This is a genomic window from Pseudomonas sp. LBUM1653 (assembly GCF_059716115.1).
In genome coordinates, this window is the sequence record NZ_CP166803.1 from 2,760,290 (window position 1) to 2,780,423 (window position 20,134).

The window sequence follows — 20,134 nt, forward strand, 5'->3', positions numbered from 1 at the left end:
CGAGGCTTGCCCGCGAAGAACGATAACGCGGTGTAACAGGTACACCGCAGCGCCTGGTTCGCCGGCAAGCCTGGCTCCTACAAAGCGAAGAACGATAACGCGGTGCAACAGGTTCACCGCAGCGTCCGGTTCGCCGGCAAGCCTGGCTCCTACAGAGGTTTACCGTCCCAAGGGATGCAGCCGATCATCGAACTGACTCAAACGTGGGTATTCAATGGGATCATCCGCTTCGATGTTCTCCAACCGCTGGCGATAGCCGAGCAAAAATGCCTGTCGCGCCTCAGCACTGATGTACGGCACATGCCAACCGACAAAAGGCTGCAGCACCTCTAACCCGACATAGGCCAACGTCCCGCGCAGGAGCGGGCGCAACATGTCTTCCAGGGGACCGTGGATCGCCTCCTCGCCGAACATGTGTTCACGTCCACCCAACGTCACCGTCACCAGGGCTTTCTTGCCGCTCAGGCCACCTTGGTCGTAGAAACGCTTGCCGCCGTAGCAGATGCCGGAGACCAGTACGCGATCAATCCAGCCCTTGAGAATGGCTGGCGTCGAGAACCAGTAGATCGGAAAGTTGAGGATCAGCAGGTCTGCCCACAACAGCTTGTCCAGCTCTTGCTGGATATCGGCGGCGAGCGTCTGCTCCTTGCTGTTGCGTCGTTGTTCGAGCGCGTAGATCAGGTACTCGGGATTTTCCCTGACGCAGAAGTCCTCGGCCCTGGCCACCGGGTTCCAGTTCATGGCGTACAGGTCGGATACCCGCACCTCGTGCCCTTGGGCTTGCAGGGTTTCAACCGCTTGATCGCGTAGCGCAGCGGTAAAGGACTTCGGTTCGGGGTGGGCATGCACGATTAAAACGTTCATGGTAAATCCTTGGAAATCAGCGGCAGAGTGATCAGAAATAGGTCGGCCACGTACGCATTTCATGGCGTCCGATACCGTTATTGAAGCCGCGCCGTTGCGCCGCCAGTGCCTCGACCAGAAAGCGCCGGGTTTCTCCCGGTGCAATCACCTCGTGCGTGCCCATGGCACCGGCCAGGGCAAAGGCCGAGGTATCTTTTGCGAATTCAGTGTGCAGGCGGTCGTAGCGTTCGGGGTCGCTCTCGCGTGTCACGCCATGCACGACGCTGACCGCAACGCCGGGGTCGACGAAGCTGACGTCGGCCATGCACCAGGCGGCCGACTGGTCGCTGTTGCGGCCACCGCCGAAATTCAGATAGGCCTGACCGAAACTCTTGCGCACGATCACCGACAGCTTCGGCACCGAGCAGAGTTGCACCGCGTGAATCATGTTCATGATGTGTGCGGGCGCACTGCGTTTTTCGCCTTCGATGCCCACCAGGAAGCCGGGCGTATCGACGAGAAAAACCAGCGGGATGTTGAACGAGTCGCACAGGGCGATGAAGCCAGTGGCCTTGCGGCAGGCATCGGCGTCCAGCGCCCCGCCTTTGAATTGCGGGTTGGAAGCGACAATGCCGATGCTGGCACCCTCGAGACGAGCCAGGGCAGTGACCACCGAGCGCCCGAAGCGGTCCTTGAGTGGAAACAGGCTGTCGCGATCGACCAGCGTAGCTAGAAGCTTGCGCATGTCGTAGGTCTTGCTGCGCTCGACCGGGACGATGCGTTCAGGCTCCGATGCATCGGGTCGGTCTTCGGGTCCACAAGGCAACACGGTTGGTGTTTCATTCGAATGAGAGGGCAGGTAGCTGAGGAAACGCCGGATCGCAGTCAACGCTTCCTGGTCATTGTTGACCACCATGTCGGCCAGCCCGGTGATTTCGGCGTGCATGCGCCAGCCACCGAGTTCTTCGGTATCGGATGTCTCGCCGATCGCCACCGAGGTGACCTTCGGGCTGGATACGGCGAGCAGTGCGCCCTTGCGCATCACCGTGAAGTCGGACAGGCACGAGTACCAACTCGCTGAGCCAAAACAGGCGCCGAGTACCGCACTGACCCACGGGGTCTCGCGGCGCCGGCAGTATTGCTGGGCATCCTGACCGCCACCGGCCATGCTGCCCGCGCCCATCGCGTCCTGCATGCGCTGGCCCGACGATTCGCCGAGGAAAATCAGCGGCATGCCATTGCGGGTGGCGCATTCCTTCATGTAGGCGATCTTGCGCGCATTGATCCATGAGGACGACGCGCCTTTGACCGTCATGTCGTTGGACACCACGGCGACCCGGCGCGAGTCGATGCGGCCAAAGCCGGTGATCTTGCCGTCGGCGGGCGTGCTGTCCCGATCTTCGGGGCGGGCAGAGTGGGCCAGCATGCCGATTTCGCTGAACGACTGCGGGTCCAGCAGACCCTCCAGCCGTTCACGTGCGTTGAGCACGCCGGCTTCGCGACGCGCCTGGAGCCTGACTTCACCGCCCATTTTCAAGGTGGTTGCGCGGCGCGAGTGCAGCGCTTGTTCGGGTGTAGTGTGTTCGCGGGTCATCAGTCAGTCTCATTGGGAACGATGATGGCACGTCCGACGATTTCGCCGCGACGCATTTGGCGCAGGACCTCTGGCACTTCGTCCAGCCGGTGGCGCTTGAGATGGATCGGTAGGCGGCCGGTGGACGCCAGCGCAATGAGTTCGATCAGCTCGGATTTGCTGCCGCCGAAGGTGGTGCTGATCATCGCGCCATACGGTAGCGAGCCATTGCGTAGCTCGAACGCACCGCGTCCGCGTCCGACTACCACGATGTGACCCAGGGGACGAATCACGCCGGCTGCCAGGCGCAGGGTGTCGCCGCTGCCGACAAAATCCAGGACCGCATCCACCCGACCGATACGTTTGAGGAAAAGCTCGGGAGTTAAATCGGTGGCATCCAGCACACGATCGACCCCTTGGCTGACAGCAAGCCCCAGGGCTTCGACGCGTGTATCGATGGCGGTGACGTGGGCCGCCGTGATTGCGCGAAGCGTGGCAATCGCGATATGCCCCAGGCCGCCGACACCGATCACCAGTACGCTGCTGCCGGGTTGCAGCAGCGGCGCGACGCGCTTGACCGCGTGGTAGGAACTCAGCCCGGCGTCGGTCAGCGGTGCGGCTTTCCAGGGTTCGAGATTGCCGATGTCCACCAGGCAGTCCTCACGGACCACGACGTATTCGGCGAGCCCGCCGTCATAGCCGCCGCCATAGACGCGTCGCGAGGCGGAGCAATAGTTGTTCCAGCCGTCGATGCAGGCCCGGCAATGACCACAACCGGGGATGCTCACGGCGCACGCCTGACCGACCGCCCAGCCGCTGACACCCGGCCCGGGCAGGTCGACCCAGCCGGCGATCTCATGGCCGAGGGTCATCGGCAGTTGCACATCCAGGTGCGGGGGTGAGCAGCACAGGTCGTCCAGCGCATGCAGGTCCGACTGACAAAGGCCATTGCCGCCGACCCGCAGGCGTACTTCACCGGGGCCGGGAACCGGTACAGGCGTTTCGCACAGGCGGCCGCCGTCGTGCCAGTCGAACATGCGAAAGGCGCGCATGGTGCGTATCGGGGTTGGCGTATTCATATCAATCACCGGGCCCGTTCGCCAACACCATGTACATGAAGGCCGACATGACGAGTCCGCCGGACTGGACCAGGCAGCTGCTGGCATTGGCGACCTGGCGTTCGCCGCATTCGCCACGCAGCTGTCGCACGGACTCGATCATCAGTTGCATGCCGAACTGACCGGAGTGGTTGAAGGCCAATCCACCGCCTGAAGTATTCACCGGCAAAGCACCGCCGGGCGCGGCAATGCCGCTGCGCAGGAACGCGCCAGCCTGGCCGGGTTCGCACAAACCCATGGACTCGAGCGCGACCAGTACATTGATGGTGAAGGCGTCATAGATCTGCACCATGCTCAACTCGTTGCGCGCGATACCTGACATGCCCAGTGCACGCTCGACGCAGGCGCCGGTAACGCCATCGTCGAGCCAGTCGAAGGTATTGATCGGGGTCACGTGGCCCCGATAGGTATCGGCGAAACCGCGGATGAAGACGGGCGGCTTGGCCAGGGTGCGGGCGTGTCCGGCTTTGGTCAGGATCAACGCACCGGCACCGTCGCTGACCAGGCAGATGTCGGCCTTGCGCAAGGGGTCGCAGATCAGCGGCGAAGCCAGGTACTCCTCCATCGTCAGTGGTTTACGCAGCGTGGCCTGGGGATTCAATTGCGCCCAGCGCCGCGCGTTGATCGCCACCTCGCCAAGATCTTCTGCTCTCGCCTGATAGCGATGCAAATACTGCTGCGCGTGCATCGCGTACCAACTGATCGGACTGAGCACGCCGTAGGGCGCCACGAACTGGCCGGACGGCGAGCGCGGGTCGGTGACCACGCCGCCACGCTGGCGACTGTGATCCAGGCGTTGGGTACTGCCGTAGGTGACCAGCGCCACCGAGCACAGGCCGGCATCGATCGCGGCCATGGCGTGGATCAAGTGAGTGAGGGGCGAGCCGCCACCCACCACAGTGCTGTCTACATAGCGTGGTGTGATCCCCAGGTATTCGCTCACCAGCAGCGCGTTGGCGCGGTCGTCCCAATGGGCGAAAACCCCATCGACATCGGCCAGCGTGAGCCCGGCATCCAGCAGGGCGTCTCGGGCCGATCGGCATTGCAGCGACAGCGCGGTATCACCAGGCTGAGCCTTGCCAAGACCGGCTTCGCCCACGCCTACAATGGCGTAACGGCCGGCCAGGCGGGAAGCATCAATGGTCATGGTTGAGGCTCCTGCGCGACGAGCAGCAGACGCACATCTTTTTTCAGCACCTTGCCGACCGGGCTGCGCGGCAGGCTCTCCCAGAACAACACGTGTTTAGGCGTCTTCAGGCTGCCGAGTTTTTCGCGGCAGGTCGCCATGAACTCTTCGGCGGTGGCGCTGGCACCTGCCTTGAGTTCGATGACCGCGATGACTTTCTCGCCCCAGTCGGGATCGGGAATACCCACCACGGCGCAATCCATGACAGCCGGATGCGCCCATATCACCTGTTCGATTTCGCTCGGATAGAGGTTGAAGCCACCGGAGATGATCATGTCCTTGGTGCGATCGACGATGTACAGGTAACCGCCTTCATCGAACACGCCAATGTCACCGGTGTGGTGCCAGCCGAACCGGCGTGCCTCTTCGTTGGCTTGCGGGTTGTCGTAGTAACCCGGGGCGACCAGTTCGCCCCGGGCGACGATCTCGCCGCGTTCGCCGGGCTCGACGATCCGTCCCTCTTCATCCATCAGGGCTACTTCGCAAGCACCGGTGGGACGGCCGGCGGAACCCAGGTGCTTACCGTCACGCATGTGGTCTTCGCGGGTCAGTACGGTGATCACCCCGGGCACTTCGGATTGACCATAACACTGCACGAACACCGGTCCCCACAGGGCGATGCCTTCACGCAGCTTGTCCACGGACATCGGTGCGGCGCCGTAGATCACGTACTCGAGTGACGAGCAGTCGCGGGTTTTGACGTCCGGATGCGACAGCAGTCGATAAATCAGGGTCGGCGGCAGGAACAGGTGGGTGATGCGTTCCCGTTCGATGGTTTCCAGAACGGCGCCCGGATCGGCGGACGCTGCAATCACGTTGCGCGTGCCGAAACTCGACAGCGCCATGGCAGTCGCGCCTGCCGCATGGGTCAGCGGTGCCACGACCAGGTGCGCGGGGCTTTTTGCCGGCGGCATGAACTGGTTGCCGATGCGGTAGCAGGCGAGTAGCGCGCGATGGCTTTGCATGATTGCCTTCGGCCTACCCGTGGTGCCGCCTGATGATTTGATCAGGGCGGTGTCGTCGAGGGTTCGGCGCACTGTGCAACGCTGGCCCACGTGTTCGCGGCACCAATTGGCGATGCTCAGGCCGGCCATGGGTTCGTCCAGGCCGATCAGGGTTTTCAAGGTGGGCACGCCCGTACGAATGCGTTCGGCATGCTCGAAGTACTGCGAGTGCAGCACTAGCACGGACACCCGGGTGAAACTCATGAACCAGATCAGGCTGTCGATCGAATCACGTGCGTTCAGGGGAATGAAGGTAGCCCCGGCGCGCAAGGCGCCCAGCATGGCGACGAAGCTCAGCGGGTGATTGGGCGCCAGTACGCCGACATGAGCACAGCTCAGGTCCAGCAGCGTCAAGGCATGGCCGATGGCATGGGAGTCGGCCTGGACTTCGGCGTAAGTGAGACTGAAACCTGGGCCTTGCAGGCAGACGTTATCCGGGTGGCGATCGGCGCCAGCATCGAAGTGGTCGGTAATCATTTCCATGGTGACGGCTAATCCAAAAGAGTGAACTGGGGCAGCGTGCAGGATTCGCTGACGGACTCGAAACAGACGTTGACACGGGCGCCGATGGCGACGCGCTCAAGGTCGGCATCGAGGATGTTGGCGACCAGGCGAACACCTTCATCGAGGTCGATCAGCGCAACGACATAGGGCAGCCGGGATTCGAAGGCCGGCGAGGGCGCGATCCGGCAGACCGAGTAGGTGTAGATGCGCCCATGGCCGCAGGCGTTGATCCACTCGAGGCTGTCGGACAGGCAGCTGATGCAGAATGCCCGTGGGTAAAACTGGCAGGTCCCGCAGCCACTGCAACGCTGGATCAGCAGTCGGTGTTCCTGCGCGGCCGCCCAATAGGCGGCCGTTTCGGCGGTGGGTTGCGGCAGTGGCCGTGCAGAGAGGGGAGTCGACATGGCAACCTCAACGAGTACGCAATTCGAAACCGGCCATGGCGATGTGCACATGACGTTGTTCCGGGAGCCTGGCCAGGCCGGCGATCAGTTCGTGCAGCGGACGGCGCACGCTGAAGGTGTCGTCGACCACGGTAGGGACCAGCCCGGTGATTTTTTCGTCGCCGTACATCGCGCGCAGCAGCAGTTCATCATCCGACAGGCCGGGGTAGCGACGACGCAGCTCTGGAACTTTTGGCGCCAGCACTGGTGGCGTGGTCGCAATCTCACGGGAGCCGTTGGCGAGCACGCGATCCTTGATGTCGGGATCGACCGGCAGCGGCAGGGCGCCGAAGTAGCCGCACACGTACTTTTTCACTTCGTCCGGTACCACTTTGTAGCGCTCGCCGCTCAGTACGTTCATCACCGCCTGGGCAGCGATCATGGCGGGGAAGGGTGTTGCCATCACCGGCGAGCCCAGTTCCACACGGACGCGGCCGATCTCCTCGAGCACCACCGGCAACTTGTCGGCGATGCCCGCCAGCTGAAGCTGCGATTGCAGGTTGGACATGGCACCGCCCGCGTACTGGGTGACGAAGTGAGCCGGGTCGTACTCCGCCGGAACGCCCACAGGGAAGCCGTGCTCTTCGGCGACGCCGGCGAGGTAGTCACCGATCTCGTCTGCCGCGCGGTCATCGAAACTGACCTCGAAGCCGATCTCGCGCAGGTTGCGAGCCAGCATCTGTGCCGAGGGTCCGGCATTGCCGTTGGCCAGCGGATCGATCGAGCACAGCAAGCGATCGGCACCGTGCACGGCTGCTTCCAGCGCCACCAGCGAACCGGTGGCATTCAGGCAGTGAGTGAGTACTTCGAGCGGTCGATCACCGATCACCGCCTTGATCGCCGGCACAATGATGCGTACCTGCTCCACGGTCAGGCTGCCGCCGGCGTCGCCAAAGGTAAAGGCGTCGATTTCGAAGCGTTCGATGGCCTCGCGCGCCTTGGCGGCGTAGAACGGCGCGTCGTAGCCTGGGGCGAGGTTGTAGATCATGGCGAGGTTGGTGGTGACGCCGAGGCGCTTGGCCGTGGTGAGCGCCGGTACCAGGTTATCCCAGCAGTGCAGTGAATCGAGAAAGCCGATGTCGCGGGCACCGTTGGCAACCAAGCGCTCGACGTACAGTTCGCTCAGGTCGTCCGGTTCGGGATAGAAGCTGCGCAGCATATTGCTGCGCACGATGCCGCGCAGCGGTGTGTGGCGGATGCGCTCGGACAACAGGCGTAGCCGTTCCAGTGGACTCTGATTGAGGAACAACACGCTGGCGTCGAACTGCACCAGCGCAATGGCTTCTATCGCATCGAAACCCAGGGCATCCAGGCGCTCGGCCATCGGCAGCATGTGTTCGGTGCGCATGCGCGTCGCCCACAGGCACTGGTGCGCGTCGCGCAGGGTGGCATCGACCAGCTGGATGCGGCGACGTTTGCCGGTACGGGCAAATTCCGCATTGACTTTTTCGCGTAGTTGATTCAGCACATGTCACCCCTTGCTGTGTTCGAGATGGATGGACAGGCCGGGGCCTGTGACACTCAATACGGTGTAGTCGGGCCAGCGTTGCAGCAGGCCTTGTGTCAGGGCTTGCTCGGGCGTGAGAACTTCATAGTGAAGTGTGTGCAGCGGCGGCAGCGCAGGGCAGCCGCAGATCAGTGCCGCCAGCGCCTCATCGGAGGCGGGCACGTCGATCGCACGGCACGGGTGCGCAACCGCGCCGATGCGATGTTGCAGGCGGGTCAGCGACGTATCGATCGGGCCGTAGCAGCCTTGCAGCCAGCGGCGCAAGACTGGCTGCAATGTGGCGAAACGTGGGCCGGCATCGAGATGCTCGAGTGCCTGTCGCGCAATAGCCTGTGCAAAGGGTTGCAACATCGGCGGATTACCCAGCTCCTGGCGAATGCGCGTGCACTCGCGGGAAAACTCGAACAGATCGGCCAGGCGTCCGCGTTTGCGTAACGCTTGCATGGCCTCGGTGGCGATTTCGCCCGGCAACTGGTGTTCGTAGGGAGCCAGATCGAAGGCCCACGGCAGGCTCTCGGGGAATCCTTCCTGGTCCGCCACGGCACTCAGCTGAGCCTCGGCGTCTTTTATACGATCCTGATCCGGGGTTTGCAGAGGCAGTTGGAGCAGCGCCGCAGAACGGCTCAACAGTGCCAGCGAAGGCGTCGATGCACCGTTGGCAACGCAGGGCAGCGCGGCATCGAGGCGGTCGATGCCCAAGCGAATCGCCTCCAGCGCCACTTGCGGGCCGAGGCCGGTGTGGCAGCGTGTGTGCAGGTCCAGCGGTGTTCCATCGACGCCGCTGCGCAGCGCCGCGAGCAAACCGGGCAGGCGATCGATATGCAGCAGGCCGGCTTCGTCGCGCAGCATGATGCGCTGCGCACCTGCCTGGACAAGCCGAGCAGCACAGGCCGAATAATGGGCGTTGCCATGCGCATGATCGTCTACATAGGGCAGGGCAGCGATGGCGGTCAGGCCGTTCGCCAATGCCAACTGCACGGCGTCACCCAGGCGCTGGAAGTCCAACTGCGGATCGATCAACACGACCTCGCTGATGCCGGACCGGGCGAGCACTCGAAGCCAGCCGTCCAGCGCTTCGCCTGTGAGCACATCGATAAGGCCATGGGCAGGCAGCAGGTTCACCGTTGCGCGCAGGGGCGTGCCATTGGCGCGCTCGCGCAGCGCAGCGACGCGTTGCAGTGGGTTTTCACCACGGTTGAGGCACTGCGCGATCACGGCGGGACTCAACACCTCGATTGCCGCCAGCCGAGCGTGCCCCAGTGAATTCATGGTCCCGAGCAGCATCGCCGTGCCGGGGGCGCCGCCCCAGGCTGCGGTCTGGCCGTCGCTCAGGCTGACATCGACCAATGTTGTCATGTTCATGCGCGCTCCTTGGCTTGTTTCAAAGCCTGTTTGCGGGCCGGCACAAAGACGTCTTCAACCCAGCGTGTGGTGACCCTGCCTGCGACGAAGTCCGGGTGGTCGAGCACGGCATGGTGGAAGCTGGCGGTGGTCGACAGGCCCACGACTTTCATGTCCTCCAGCGCCTTGCGCATCAGCACGATCGCCTCGCTGCGGGTCGGTGCGTGCACGATCAGCTTGGCCAGCAGGGAGTCATAAAACGGTGGCACGGTGGCGCCGCTGTAGCAGTGGGTATCGACCCGTACGCCTTTGCCTTTGGGTGGCAGCCATTCGCTCACCAGGCCAGGGCTTGGCAGGAAGTTGCGGTCCGGATCTTCGGCGTTGATCCGGCACTCGATGGCATGGCCGACCAGTTTGACGTCTGCCTGGCTGAACGACAGCGGCAGGCCGGCGGCGATGCGAATCTGCTCGGCCACCAGGTCGAAGCCGGTGATCATCTCCGTCACCGGGTGTTCGACCTGGATGCGGGTGTTCATTTCCAGGAAATAGAATTTGCCATCGCGGTCATCGACCACGAATTCGATCGTACCCGCGCCGAAATAGCCGACATTCTTCGCCAGACGTACGGCGCACTCGCCCATTTGAGCGCGGGTTTGCGGCGCGAGGCTGGGGGAGGGTGCTTCCTCGATCAGTTTCTGGTGCCGGCGCTGGGTCGAGCACTCGCGCTCACCCAGATGCACCACGTTGCCATGCCGGTCGCCCATGATCTGGATTTCGATGTGGCGCGCCAGTTCGATGAACTTCTCGACATACAAGGTCGGATCGCCAAAGGCGGCTTGCGCTTCCGAAGAAGCCGAGCGGAAGGCCGCCTCGGCCTCTTCATCGCTGCGCACGATGCGCATGCCGCGCCCGCCGCCCCCGGCGGTGGCCTTGAATAGCACCGGATAGCCGATGTCGCTGGCGATGGCGCGTGCGGTCTCTGCATCGGCCACGGCGTCCGAACCCGGTACTCGCGGCACTTCGGCTTTTTCCGCCAGACCAACGGCGGTGATTTTGTCACCCATCGAGTCAATGATTTCAGCCGATGGACCGATGAACGCAATGCCGGCGTCTTCGCAGGCCTGGGCAAAATGCGAGCGTTCGGAAAGGAAGCCGTAGCCCGGGTGGATGGCGTCACAGCGCTGTTCCAGTGCCGTACGCACCAGCAGGTCGGCGCACAGATAGCTTTGCGCTGCCGGCGCCGGGCCGATGACGACGTACTGGTCGGCCAGACGCGCGGCCAGGCTGTCCTGATCCGCTTCGGAGACGGCGGCAACCGATTCGATGCCCAGGGTTTTGCAGGCACGCACGATGCGTACCGCGATTTCGCCACGATTGGCGATCAATACCCGGCGAATGTCGCGGGTTGCCACGGGAATGCTGCTCATCAACGTGCCTCCGGTTCGATAATCATCAATAGCTGGTCTCGCTGCACCATCTGCAGGTCCTGGGCGACGATGCGCACAACCCGGCCTTTCACTGGCGACGGTAGGGTGTTGAACAGTTTCATGGCTTCGACCAGGCACAGCGGCGTGCCTGTCTCCACCAGCGCGTTCTCTTCCACAAAAGACGGTTGGTCAGGGCTGGGTTTGCGATAGAAGGTACCCATCATGGTGGCGCGGACGGCGACCTGGCCCGCGGCGACTTCAGGTTCGCTCGTGGCCGCCACGGACGCGGCTGGCTGTGCCGGTTTTGCCGGCGTGGCGCCTGGTGCAGGCGCCTGTGACCGCTCGATCGTGCCTGACTTGCTGGCAGTCAGGGTGGTGTCACCGATGCGGACTTCAAGGAAGTCCAGATGGGTCGTGTGATCCAGTATTTCCAGGATTCTTCGTGCTTCTTTATGAGTGAGCGACATGCCTTCTGGCCTCTTGTTGTTCGAATTGCCTTGACCGATAAAAACATCGAAACGTAGGATTGTCAACAATCAGACAATGATGTACTTTACTGATCATCACCCAAGGCGCTTGCGCAGCGATTGATAGAAAAAGCGTAGCGTGCGCCGATCAAGGGCCCGGCAATTTCAGAAAAACAGTTGTGTTTTGGAGGGGGCGAGAATGAGTACAATCGCGGTTAAATCAGATGTCGCCGGTACGGTCTGGCAGATCCATGTCCGCGAGGGCGACATCGTCGAAGAAGATCAGATACTCATCGTCATGGAATCCATGAAAATGGAAATTCCGTTGATGGCTGTCGAACCGGGGCGCATTGTCAGCATCCTCGTTGCCGAGGGCGACGTGGTGAAAGACGGTCAGGATGTTTTGCTTATGGAGTGCGATTGAAGGCTATGTCAATGAATGCAGGTTCGGCGTCGACCGCCAAGGGCGGTAGTGCAATAGGTATCATGCGGGCTGGTCGCCAGCGCGTACTGACGATGCCGGAGCAGATTGCCGAAAGCATTACGCTTGCGATTCTGCGGGGTGAATACGGGCCGGGAGATTCGGTGCGTGAGCAGGAGCTGGCCGACCACTTCCAGGTCAGCCGCGGTCCGATTCGCGAAGCCCTGCGCATTCTCGAGAAAGTGGGCGTGGTGACCATCGTGCCGCAGCGCGGCGCGCATGTGACCTCATTGAGCAGGCAGGAGATCGACAATCTGTTCGAGATCCGCGCGGTACTGGCCGGTTTGTTGGCCAAATACCTGGTCGATCTGGATGCGTCGGTCGTCAATCAGATGGACGCCATCGTCACCCGGCTTGAGCTGATTGCTTTGCAAGCGGATGCCCTGGACGAGTATGCACAAGGCAGTTATCGCTTGAGCACGCTGTTGTTCCAGTCCTGCGGCAACAAGCAGCTGGCAGAACTCATGGGTGCATTGGGCATTCAGACCGCACGCTACACGCGGTTGGGATTGCGTTCACCGGAGCGTCGTCAGGCTTCCGTCACACATTGGCGGCAGTTGGTCGAAGCCCTTAGACAAAACAGCAGCTCGGTCGCTGCCAACATGATGGTCGAGCTGATCAACGCTTCCCATCAAGCCGCATTGATCCAGCTGGAATAAATAACAGGACACGGGGGCACAACACTCCCGAGTGCTGTGTCAAATTGTCGACAATAAGACAAAATATCATGACAAAAAAACGCACCGCAGGACTCATGCTTAGTTGGGCAGCCCGGCAACACCGAGGCCGCACCGCCCTGATCTTCGGCGACAACGGCCTGACGTATGACGAGGTCGAGGCGGCCAGTAACCGTCTTGCCCACGCCTTGATTGCCCTTGGATTACAGGTTGGGGAGCGCGTCGCTGTGCTGCTCAACAACTCGCCCGAGGCGATCGAGAGTGTTTTCGCGGTCGAGAAGGCCGGTCTGGTTTACGTGGCACTCAATGCCCGGCACACGTTGGCCGAACAGATCGCGATCCTCGACGACGCCGGTGCCAGCCTGTTGGTGGTGGGCCCGGAATTTCGCGAGATCGGCGAAGGCGTTGGTGATCGCGTGAGCGGTTTGCGCCATGTGATAGCGCTCGATTGGCAGTCATCGCAGGTACTGGATTACCGCCAGTTGCTCGCCTCGATGCCAGTCCACGCCCCCAATATTCAGGTGTCGCCCGACGCATTGCTGCGCATTGCCTATACCTCGGGCACGACCGGCAAGCCCAAGGGCGTCACCTACACGGTCAAGCGCTGGTATGAACGCCTGACCAACCATTTCTACGCCATGGAATACCGCCTGGGCGTGGAGGATGCGATGTTGCACGTCGGTCCCTTGACCCATGCCGCCGGCGTGCATCTGTTGCCCTGCTACTTGCGGGGGGCGCGCAACGTGATTCTCGAGAAGTTCGAGCCACTGGACACGCTGCAACAGATCGAGCGCCACCGGATCACGCAAATGATGTGTGTGCCGACCATGCTCACGCGTTTGCTCGACACCCTCGACAGCGGGGCCTGCGCCGATCACTCGTCGCTCAAGTGCATCCATTACGGCACCGCTCCGACCTCTGTTGATTTGATTCACAGAGCCATTGCGCGATTTGGCCCGGTGATGCGCCAGCAGTACGGAATGACCGAAGCGGTGCAGCCGTTGGCAGTGCTGTATCCGCACGAACACGCCGAAGACGCTGTGCTGCGTTCCTGCGGCAAACCGACGGCCAATGTGCAGATCACCGTGCGTGATGCACAGGGCGAGGAGCTGGCGGTGGGCGAGATTGGCGAGATCGCGATCGCCACCGACGGTATCGGCGAAGTGGCGTTCTGGCGTCGCCCGGATCTGGAGGCCGAAGCCATTCGTGATGGCTGGTACTACTCGGGCGATCTCGGCTACCTCGATGCGCAGGGCTTTCTTTATATCGTCGGGCGCAACAAGGACATGATCATTTCCGGCGGCTTCAACGTCTACGCGCGAGAAGTCGAGGATGCCCTGGAAAGCCATCCGCATGTCGTCGAGGTCGCGGTCCTGGGCTTGCCCGACCCGGAGTGGGGCGAGCGTATCGCAGCGTTTGTCGTGCGGCGCGAAGGCGCCAAGGTCGACAGCGAGACCCTGGGCAGTCATTGCGCGGCACTGATCGCCGGCTACAAGAAGCCGCGCCTGATCGAATTCGTTGAGGCCCTGCCGCGTAACAACGCCGGCAAGGTGGTGAAGAACATTCTGCGCGATGACTATCTCGCGCGCCTGGAGAGGACATCATCATGAGCACGCCTGTTGCCCCTGAATGGTCGCTGGAGCTGGCCGACCTCCGCGCTCGTCGTGAAATCGCCCACGCGTTGGGCGGTCCGGAAGCGGTGGAAAAGCATCATGCCCAAGGCAAGCTCACCGCGCGCGAGCGCATCGGGCACCTGCTCGATGGCGAGAGCTTCGAGGAGTTCGGCATCCTGGCCGGCGCGGTGAAGTACACGGCGGAAGGCAAGATTGCCTCCGCCACACCGAGCACGGCAGTGGTGGGCGTCGGTCAGATCGAGCAACGGCGCACGGTGGTGGCGGCCGATGATTTCACCATTCGCGGTGGTTCGTCGGAGGCGGCGGTCGCCGAAAAGTGGATCTATGCCGATCGCTACGCCTGGGAATACAAGTTACCGATCATCCGCATGATCGACAGTGCCGGCGGCAGTGTGAAGCTGCTCGACAAGCTCGGTCACACCAAGATTCCGGGTTATGCCTTGTTGCCGATCACCAACCTGTTGGGCGCCGTGCCGGTCGTCGGCATTGCCCACGGTGCCTGCGCAGGTCTGGGTGCGCTGCGGGTTGCCGCTTCACACCTATCGATCATGGTGCGTGGCCAAAGCCAGGTGTTCGCGGCTGGCCCGCCGGTGGTCAAGCAGGCGTTCGGTATCGATATCGACAAGAACGATCTCGGTGGTTACGACCAGGTGCATCGTCACAGCGGCATGATCAATCTGGCTGCCAACAGCGATGCCGACGCCCTGGATCTGGCCAAGCGCTTCTTGTCCTATCTGCCGGGCAATGTCTGGGAGCAACCACCGCGGGTGGCTTCGCAGGATTCTCCCGGTCGCCGTGACGCCTGGCTCAACGATGCCATTCCCCATGACCGGCGCAAGATCTTCAACCCGCACAAGATCCTCAAGTCGCTGGTCGACAAGGACAGTCTGTTCGAGATGTCCCCGGATTTCGGCGCGTCGACCATCACCGCGTTCGCCCGTATGAATGGCTATTCGGTCGGGATCATCTGCAACAACCCGCGCGTCGGCGGCGGTGCGCTGACCCGTGCGGCGGCGCTCAAGCAGACTCGCTTCATCGACCTGTGCGACACCTTTCATCTGCCGCTGATCTATCTGGTGGACCAGCCGGGTGTCATGACCGGGCAAGAGGCGGAAATGCAGGGCACGCTGATTGCGGCCATGCAGGCTGTGCATGCGATCGAGCAAGCCAGCGTACCGGTCATCACCATTGTGCTGCGCCGCTGCGTCGGACTTGCCGGTGCCATGGTCAGCCCGTGGCATGGCCCGACGGGCACGGCATTGCCGCACCGGTTCGCCTGGCCTTCGGCGCAGTGGGGTTCGATCCCGATCGAGGGTGGTGTCGCGGCCGCCTACAAGCAGGAAATTGCTGCAGCGGATGATCCGTTGGTGCGGCGCAAGGAACTGGAGGCCCATTACCAGGCCCTGGCTTCACCGCTGCGCACGGCCGAGCGCTTTGGCGTGATCGACATTATCGAGCCGGACAGTACGCGTCCGTTGCTGTGCAACTGGGTGGGTGACGCGTATCGCATCACCGCGCTTTCCCTTGGGCCGAAGCGGCGGACCATGCGCTAGTCCTCATGGGACGGGTGGCATCGAGCCTTACCTTCATAAAAACAATTCAAAGGTACTGACGAATGTTCTGGAAAAAGAGTCCCTGTGCCGTTCTTGCGACGCTGATGGTGATCCACCTGTTGGCCCAGGTGGACCGAAATATCCTGCTGGGTTTCGCCCCGCAAATCACTGGTGAGCTGGCGATCAACAATGCGCAGTACGGTTTTCTGGTCGGCGCGGTGTGGGTGCTGAGCTACGGCGTGATGGCGGTATTTCTTGGTGCGTTGGCCGATCGTCACAGTCGGCCACGGGTGATCGGTGCAGGCATGCTCGTCTGGAGCGTTTGTACGGTGGCCTCCGGTTTGGTCCAGAACTTCGAACAAATGGTCGCGGCGCGTTTTCTCGTAGCCACCGGCGAAGCAGCGCTGGTGCCAGCCGCCACGGCGCTGTTGATGGAGCTGTTCTCGCAGAAGCGCCGGGGCACGGCGGTGGGACTGTTTTACCTCGGTATTCCGTTGGGCATTGGCTGCAGCTTTTTGCTGGCGGGCACACTCGGCGCCGCCCATGGCTGGCGCACCACGTTTTATGTCCTGGGGGTGACCGGCGTTGTCATTGGCCTGCCGTTAATGCTGCTGGGCGACAAGCGCAGCCACGACGCCCAACAAGAACCTGGTGCACCGCTCAAGTCCCAGCTGGCGGCGGTGCTCGAGGAACTGCGTAGCAACCGCGTCGTGCGCTACACCGTGACCGGATTTGTGCTGGCGCATCTGGTCTACCCGGGCATTTCATTCGCGCAGCTCTGGATGACGCGGGAGAGGGGTATGGACCCGGCCACGATTGCCATGACCCTGGGCGCCATGCAGATCGTCTTCGGCTCGTTGGGTGCGTTGGCCGGCGGCATCTTGAGCGACCGCCTGGCCCCTCGTTTCAAGGGTGGCCACGCCAGTGTGCTGGCGTTGCTCATGCTGCTGTGCGCGCCATGCATGATCGCTTATCGCCTGGTACCGACGGATTCACCGTTGTTTTATGTTGGGATGGCGGTTGGCATCTTTATGCTGATGTCGCTTTACGGATCTGCAACCACGGCGATTCAAGGCGCGGTCCCGGTGCGTATGCGGTCGACGGTCATGGGCTTCTCGATGCTGCTGCTGAACCTGATTTCGGTAGCGCTGGGCACCTTTATTGTCGGCTGGATCAGCGACGCCTTGACGGTTGCCGGAGTGGACTCGCCGCTGACCCATGTGTTGCTGGTCAGCGACATTCTCGCGCTGGTGCTGGGTGGCTTTTTCTTTGTGCTGGCGGCTCGGGTCAAGCGTGAGAGCGCCTGTGCACTGCCAGCGATGGGTATGAAGGTTTAACGATGTCCAGGTCCGCCGTCATTCAACTTCAGTCGGTTGCCAGCCAGTACCTTCCGGGTGTGCTGGCGAGCATCGTGGTCGCCATTGCCGCGCGCTTTCTGGCGGACCAGTACCACGCACCAGTGATGCTGTTGGCACTCTTGCTCGGCATGGCCATGAACTTTCTGGCGGCGGGGCCGAGCAAGGCCGGTATCGATTTCAGTGCCCGGGAAATCCTGCGTGTGGGCGTGGCCTTGTTGGGGCTGCGCATCTCGCTGGAGCAGATCGTGGCGCTGGGCTGGCATCCGGTGTTGATCGTCGTGGTGTCGGTGGTGGTGACCATTGTGGTGTCGATGCTGGCGGCGCGTGCCCTGGGCTTCAATGCGCTGTTCGGTCTGTTGTCCGGCGGGGCCACCGCGATCTGCGGCGCGTCGGCGGCACTGGCTTTGGCGGCGGCGTTGCCGGCCCATCAGGCCAAGGAGCGGGCGACGCTGTTCACGGTCATTGGCGTGTCCAGCCTGTCGACCCTGGCCATGATCGTCTATCCGGTGATTGCCCGGGCGCTGGGCCTGGACCCGTTGCAAGCCGGGGTGTTTCTCGGCGCCACTATCCATGACGTCGCCCAGGTGGTCGGTGCCGGATACAGCATGTCCCATGACATCGGCGATACCGCCACGGTGGTGAAACTGATGCGTATCGCCATGCTGCTGCCGGTCATCGTCTGCGCGGTGTTGATCACCCGCGCTCAGGGCGGGCAGGGGACGGGTGAGCGTCCACCGTTGTTGCCCTGGTTTGCCGTGGCTTTCGTGGTACTGGCGACAGTGACCAGCCTGGGTTGGCTGCCATCCGTGGTGCAGGGTCTGGGCAATCAGTTGTCCAGCTGGTGCCTGGTCGTGGCCATCAGTGCGCTGGGTATGAAAATCCAGTTGAAGGAACTGGCCACGGTGGGCTTCAAACCCATTCTGTTGATGGTCGGTGAAACCGTGTTCTTGCTAGGGCTGGTGTTGATGATGATACGACTCGGTAGTTGAGTCTGGTCGTTCAATAACGCGGGATGTGCTGACGCCGGCGCTATTGACTGGATCACGTTGCATGAATTGAACGCTCCCCTGACGGGGTTATGAGTGGTGGGCACTGTCATGCCCGATTTTGAATAGCCAGGTGCATTTCCATGAACGCAAAACAACAACAAAAACAGCGGAGACAACATATGCGGGTAAACAAGACTCATGGTTCTGGCGTGTTCGAGCCAACGCTGCTGGCCTCGGCGCTGTTCATCGCCATGTTGCCGGCGGCACAGGCCTTCGAATTGAACACCGGCAGTGAAGACTGGGCCGTGCGCTTCGATAACACGTTGAAGTTGAACTATGCCCAGCGTGTCGAGAGCCCCAACAGCAAGTTGGCCAACTCATGGAACAATAATGACGGCAACCGCAACTTCTCTTCCGGCAGTGCGGTGTCGCAACGCCTGGATGTGCTGTCTGAACTGGATGTAACGTACAAGCAAAAGGCCGGTTTTCGCGTCAGCGCCAACAGCTGGTACGACCATGCCTACGACAATGTCGGCAGTGATAACGCGGCGACCAACCAACTCAACAATGGCCGGCCGGATTCACGCCATATCAGCGGTTACGCCGATCGCTACTACAACGGCCCGTCGGCCGAAATACTCGATGCTTTCGTCTTCGGTAGCGCAGAAGTCGGCGAAGAGTCGATCCTCAGCGCCAAGCTTGGCAAGCACACCCAGTACTGGGGCGAAAGCATCCTGGCCTTTGCCCACGGCAACAGCTACGGCCAGTCCGGCCTGGACATTTCCAAGGCGCTGGCGGTACCTGGCACTGAAGCCAAGGAACTGTTCATCCCGCGTAACCAGTTGTCCGCCAGCTTCACGGTCAACCCGGAACTGACGCTCGGCGCGCAGTACTTCCTCGACTGGGACGCTTCGCGCCTGCCGGAGTCCGGTACCTACCTGGGGTTCAACGACGGCATCCAGAACGGCGGGCACAACCTGTCGCTGATCGGCGGGCAGAATCCGTTTTTTGGTGCTCCTGGTCCGATCGGTGCCAATCAGTTCCTGCGCCTGAGCAATGGCCATACCTTCAAACCGGACAAGCGCGGTGACTTCGGCCTGATGGCCAAGTGGAGCCCGGAATGGCTCGACGGTACCCTCGGTGTCTACTACCGCAACACGTCCGACATCCTGCCCAACCTGGTGCTGCAGCCGACCGCCGTCGGCCCGGCGCAGCTGATCTCCGGCAACATCGGCAGCTACAACCAGTTCTACGTCGATGACATCGATATCTATGGCATCAGCCTGTCGAAGAGCGTCGGCGGAGTCAGCGTCGGTTTCGACCTGAACTACCGCGAAAACATGCCGCTGGCCAGCGTGGCGGGCACTGTCAGCCCGGCTGCAGCCGCTGCCGGCTTGCCAGGCTTCATCGGCGGCTTCAATGGCGAAGACGGCGTGGCCCGAGGCAACACCGTGCATGCAGTGCTCAACGGCCTGACCACTTTTGGCGACACACCTCTCTGGGACAGCTCATCGTTACTGGTCGAACTCGGCTACAGCCGCTGGCTGAAGGTGACCGACAACAAGCAGCTGTTCAAGGGCGAGGACTGGTACCGCGGCACCGACAAGGTCACCAAGGACAACTACATCATTGGGGTCAACTTCAACCCGACCTGGTACCAGGTCTTCCCGGGCATCGATATGTACCTGCCGATGACCTACAACGTCGGCCTCAATGGCAACTCCGCCGTCCAGTTGGGCGGCAACGAAGACTCCGGCAGCTACTCGGTCGGCGTCGGCTTCGATGTGCACAACCAGTACCGCTTCGACCTGAAATACGTGGACAACTTCGGTCCATTCGACACGTGCAGTTCGCCAGGCAGCGCTGGCAGCCAGGGAGACGGCGCTGCGCCGGGTGCCAACGGGCAGTACAACTGCGTGCCCGGGCAAACCACCGCCTTTGGCGGTACCCCGGCCCAGCTCAAGGATCGCGGCATGGTAACGGCCACCTTCAAGACAACTTTCTGATTCGCGATTGCTTAAAAACAATC

General features: G+C 62.1%; 17 protein-coding genes. 7 read left to right on the plus strand and 10 right to left on the minus strand.

Annotation, left to right across the window (positions count from 1 at the left end; all coding sequences use genetic code 11):
• Window positions 1-159: 159 nt before the first annotated feature.
• The 10 genes from ACA054_RS12590 to ACA054_RS12635 are packed head-to-tail and all read right to left on the minus strand — an operon-like array spanning window position 160 to window position 11,413.
• Window positions 160-864: an NAD(P)H-dependent oxidoreductase gene (locus ACA054_RS12590; RefSeq protein WP_497689664.1), complete on the minus strand. Its 705-nt coding sequence runs from the start codon at window positions 862-864 to the stop codon at window positions 160-162.
• 31 nt (window positions 865-895) lie between these two features.
• Window positions 896-2,437, minus strand: coding sequence for an acyl-CoA carboxylase subunit beta (locus tag ACA054_RS12595; protein ID WP_497689665.1), 1,542 nt, complete (start codon window positions 2,435-2,437; stop codon window positions 896-898).
• Window positions 2,437-3,495, minus strand: coding sequence for an alcohol dehydrogenase catalytic domain-containing protein (locus ACA054_RS12600; RefSeq protein WP_497689666.1), 1,059 nt, complete (start codon window positions 3,493-3,495; stop codon window positions 2,437-2,439). The genes ACA054_RS12595 and ACA054_RS12600 overlap by 1 nt, the downstream gene beginning before the upstream one ends.
• 1 nt (window position 3,496) lies before the next feature.
• Entirely contained in the window at window positions 3,497-4,681 is a 1,185-nt protein-coding gene (locus ACA054_RS12605; protein WP_497689667.1) for a thiolase C-terminal domain-containing protein, read from the minus strand.
• Complete coding sequence (locus tag ACA054_RS12610) at window positions 4,678-6,207, minus strand: AMP-binding protein (protein WP_497689668.1); 1,530 nt, start codon at window positions 6,205-6,207, stop codon at window positions 4,678-4,680. The genes ACA054_RS12605 and ACA054_RS12610 overlap by 4 nt, the downstream gene beginning before the upstream one ends.
• An 8-nt stretch (window positions 6,208-6,215) precedes the next feature.
• Window positions 6,216-6,632: a Zn-ribbon domain-containing OB-fold protein gene (locus ACA054_RS12615; RefSeq protein WP_497689669.1), complete on the minus strand. Its 417-nt coding sequence runs from the start codon at window positions 6,630-6,632 to the stop codon at window positions 6,216-6,218.
• Between the two features lie 7 nt (window positions 6,633-6,639).
• Window positions 6,640-8,139 carry a hypothetical protein gene (locus tag ACA054_RS12620; protein ID WP_497689670.1) on the minus strand — a complete coding sequence of 500 codons (1,500 nt, stop codon included), beginning with the start codon at window positions 8,137-8,139 and terminating at the stop codon, window positions 6,640-6,642.
• A gap of 3 nt (window positions 8,140-8,142) precedes the next feature.
• Entirely contained in the window at window positions 8,143-9,540 is a 1,398-nt protein-coding gene (locus ACA054_RS12625; RefSeq protein WP_497689671.1) for an acetyl-CoA carboxylase biotin carboxylase subunit family protein, read from the minus strand.
• On the minus strand, window positions 9,537-10,946 hold the full coding sequence (accC, locus tag ACA054_RS12630) for an acetyl-CoA carboxylase biotin carboxylase subunit (RefSeq protein ID WP_497689672.1): 1,410 nt from the start codon (window positions 10,944-10,946) through the stop codon (window positions 9,537-9,539). The genes ACA054_RS12625 and accC overlap by 4 nt, the downstream gene beginning before the upstream one ends.
• Entirely contained in the window at window positions 10,946-11,413 is a 468-nt protein-coding gene (locus ACA054_RS12635) for an acetyl-CoA carboxylase biotin carboxyl carrier protein (protein WP_497689673.1), read from the minus strand. Before ACA054_RS12635 ends, accC begins: the two co-directional genes overlap by 1 nt.
• A 199-nt stretch (window positions 11,414-11,612) precedes the next feature.
• Here ACA054_RS12635 and ACA054_RS12640 point away from each other — a divergent pair, with 199 nt between their 5' ends.
• The 7 genes from ACA054_RS12640 to ACA054_RS12670 all read left to right on the plus strand — a co-directional run bounded on the left by ACA054_RS12640 (window position 11,613) and on the right by ACA054_RS12670 (window position 20,111).
• Window positions 11,613-11,837, plus strand: coding sequence for an acyl-CoA carboxylase biotin carboxyl carrier protein subunit (locus ACA054_RS12640; protein WP_497689674.1), 225 nt, complete (start codon window positions 11,613-11,615; stop codon window positions 11,835-11,837).
• An 11-nt stretch (window positions 11,838-11,848) separates the two neighbouring features.
• Window positions 11,849-12,553 (plus strand): GntR family transcriptional regulator, encoded by a 705-nt coding sequence (locus tag ACA054_RS12645; protein ID WP_497689675.1) that lies wholly within the window; start codon window positions 11,849-11,851, stop codon window positions 12,551-12,553.
• 68 nt (window positions 12,554-12,621) lie between these two features.
• Window positions 12,622-14,181, plus strand: coding sequence for a class I adenylate-forming enzyme family protein (locus ACA054_RS12650; RefSeq protein WP_497689676.1), 1,560 nt, complete (start codon window positions 12,622-12,624; stop codon window positions 14,179-14,181).
• Window positions 14,178-15,758, plus strand: a complete 1,581-nt coding sequence (locus ACA054_RS12655; protein ID WP_497689677.1) for an acyl-CoA carboxylase subunit beta — start codon at window positions 14,178-14,180, stop codon at window positions 15,756-15,758. The genes ACA054_RS12650 and ACA054_RS12655 overlap by 4 nt, the downstream gene beginning before the upstream one ends.
• A gap of 62 nt (window positions 15,759-15,820) precedes the next feature.
• Entirely contained in the window at window positions 15,821-17,095 is a 1,275-nt protein-coding gene (locus tag ACA054_RS12660) for a spinster family MFS transporter (RefSeq protein ID WP_497689678.1), read from the plus strand.
• Window positions 17,096-17,097: 2 nt separating this feature from the next.
• The gene (locus ACA054_RS12665) at window positions 17,098-18,105 is read left to right on the plus strand and encodes a YeiH family protein (RefSeq protein WP_497689679.1); all 1,008 of its coding nucleotides are present in this window, start codon (window positions 17,098-17,100) and stop codon (window positions 18,103-18,105) included.
• 179 nt (window positions 18,106-18,284) lie between these two features.
• Complete coding sequence (locus ACA054_RS12670) at window positions 18,285-20,111, plus strand: DUF1302 domain-containing protein (protein WP_497689680.1); 1,827 nt, start codon at window positions 18,285-18,287, stop codon at window positions 20,109-20,111.
• Window positions 20,112-20,134 lie beyond the last annotated feature (23 nt).

Bases quoted from the DNA above. Each gene is read 5' to 3' on its own strand.
- ACA054_RS12590 (WP_497689664.1), bottom strand. From the start codon at position 864: ATGAACGTTTTAATCGTGCATGCCCACCCCGAACCGAAGTCCTTTACC.
- ACA054_RS12595 (WP_497689665.1), bottom strand. From the start codon at position 2,437: ATGACCCGCGAACACACTACACCCGAACAAGCGCTGCACTCGCGCCGC.
- ACA054_RS12600 (WP_497689666.1), bottom strand. From the start codon at position 3,495: ATGAATACGCCAACCCCGATACGCACCATGCGCGCCTTTCGCATGTTC.
- ACA054_RS12605 (WP_497689667.1), bottom strand. From the start codon at position 4,681: ATGACCATTGATGCTTCCCGCCTGGCCGGCCGTTACGCCATTGTAGGC.
- ACA054_RS12610 (WP_497689668.1), bottom strand. From the start codon at position 6,207: ATGGAAATGATTACCGACCACTTCGATGCTGGCGCCGATCGCCACCCG.
- ACA054_RS12615 (WP_497689669.1), bottom strand. From the start codon at position 6,632: ATGTCGACTCCCCTCTCTGCACGGCCACTGCCGCAACCCACCGCCGAA.
- ACA054_RS12625 (WP_497689671.1), bottom strand. From the start codon at position 9,540: ATGAACATGACAACATTGGTCGATGTCAGCCTGAGCGACGGCCAGACC.
- accC (WP_497689672.1), bottom strand. From the start codon at position 10,946: ATGAGCAGCATTCCCGTGGCAACCCGCGACATTCGCCGGGTATTGATC.
- ACA054_RS12635 (WP_497689673.1), bottom strand. From the start codon at position 11,413: ATGTCGCTCACTCATAAAGAAGCACGAAGAATCCTGGAAATACTGGAT.
- ACA054_RS12640 (WP_497689674.1), top strand. From the start codon at position 11,613: ATGAGTACAATCGCGGTTAAATCAGATGTCGCCGGTACGGTCTGGCAG.
- ACA054_RS12645 (WP_497689675.1), top strand. From the start codon at position 11,849: ATGAATGCAGGTTCGGCGTCGACCGCCAAGGGCGGTAGTGCAATAGGT.
- ACA054_RS12650 (WP_497689676.1), top strand. From the start codon at position 12,622: ATGACAAAAAAACGCACCGCAGGACTCATGCTTAGTTGGGCAGCCCGG.
- ACA054_RS12655 (WP_497689677.1), top strand. From the start codon at position 14,178: ATGAGCACGCCTGTTGCCCCTGAATGGTCGCTGGAGCTGGCCGACCTC.
- ACA054_RS12660 (WP_497689678.1), top strand. From the start codon at position 15,821: ATGTTCTGGAAAAAGAGTCCCTGTGCCGTTCTTGCGACGCTGATGGTG.
- ACA054_RS12665 (WP_497689679.1), top strand. From the start codon at position 17,098: ATGTCCAGGTCCGCCGTCATTCAACTTCAGTCGGTTGCCAGCCAGTAC.
- ACA054_RS12670 (WP_497689680.1), top strand. From the start codon at position 18,285: ATGCGGGTAAACAAGACTCATGGTTCTGGCGTGTTCGAGCCAACGCTG.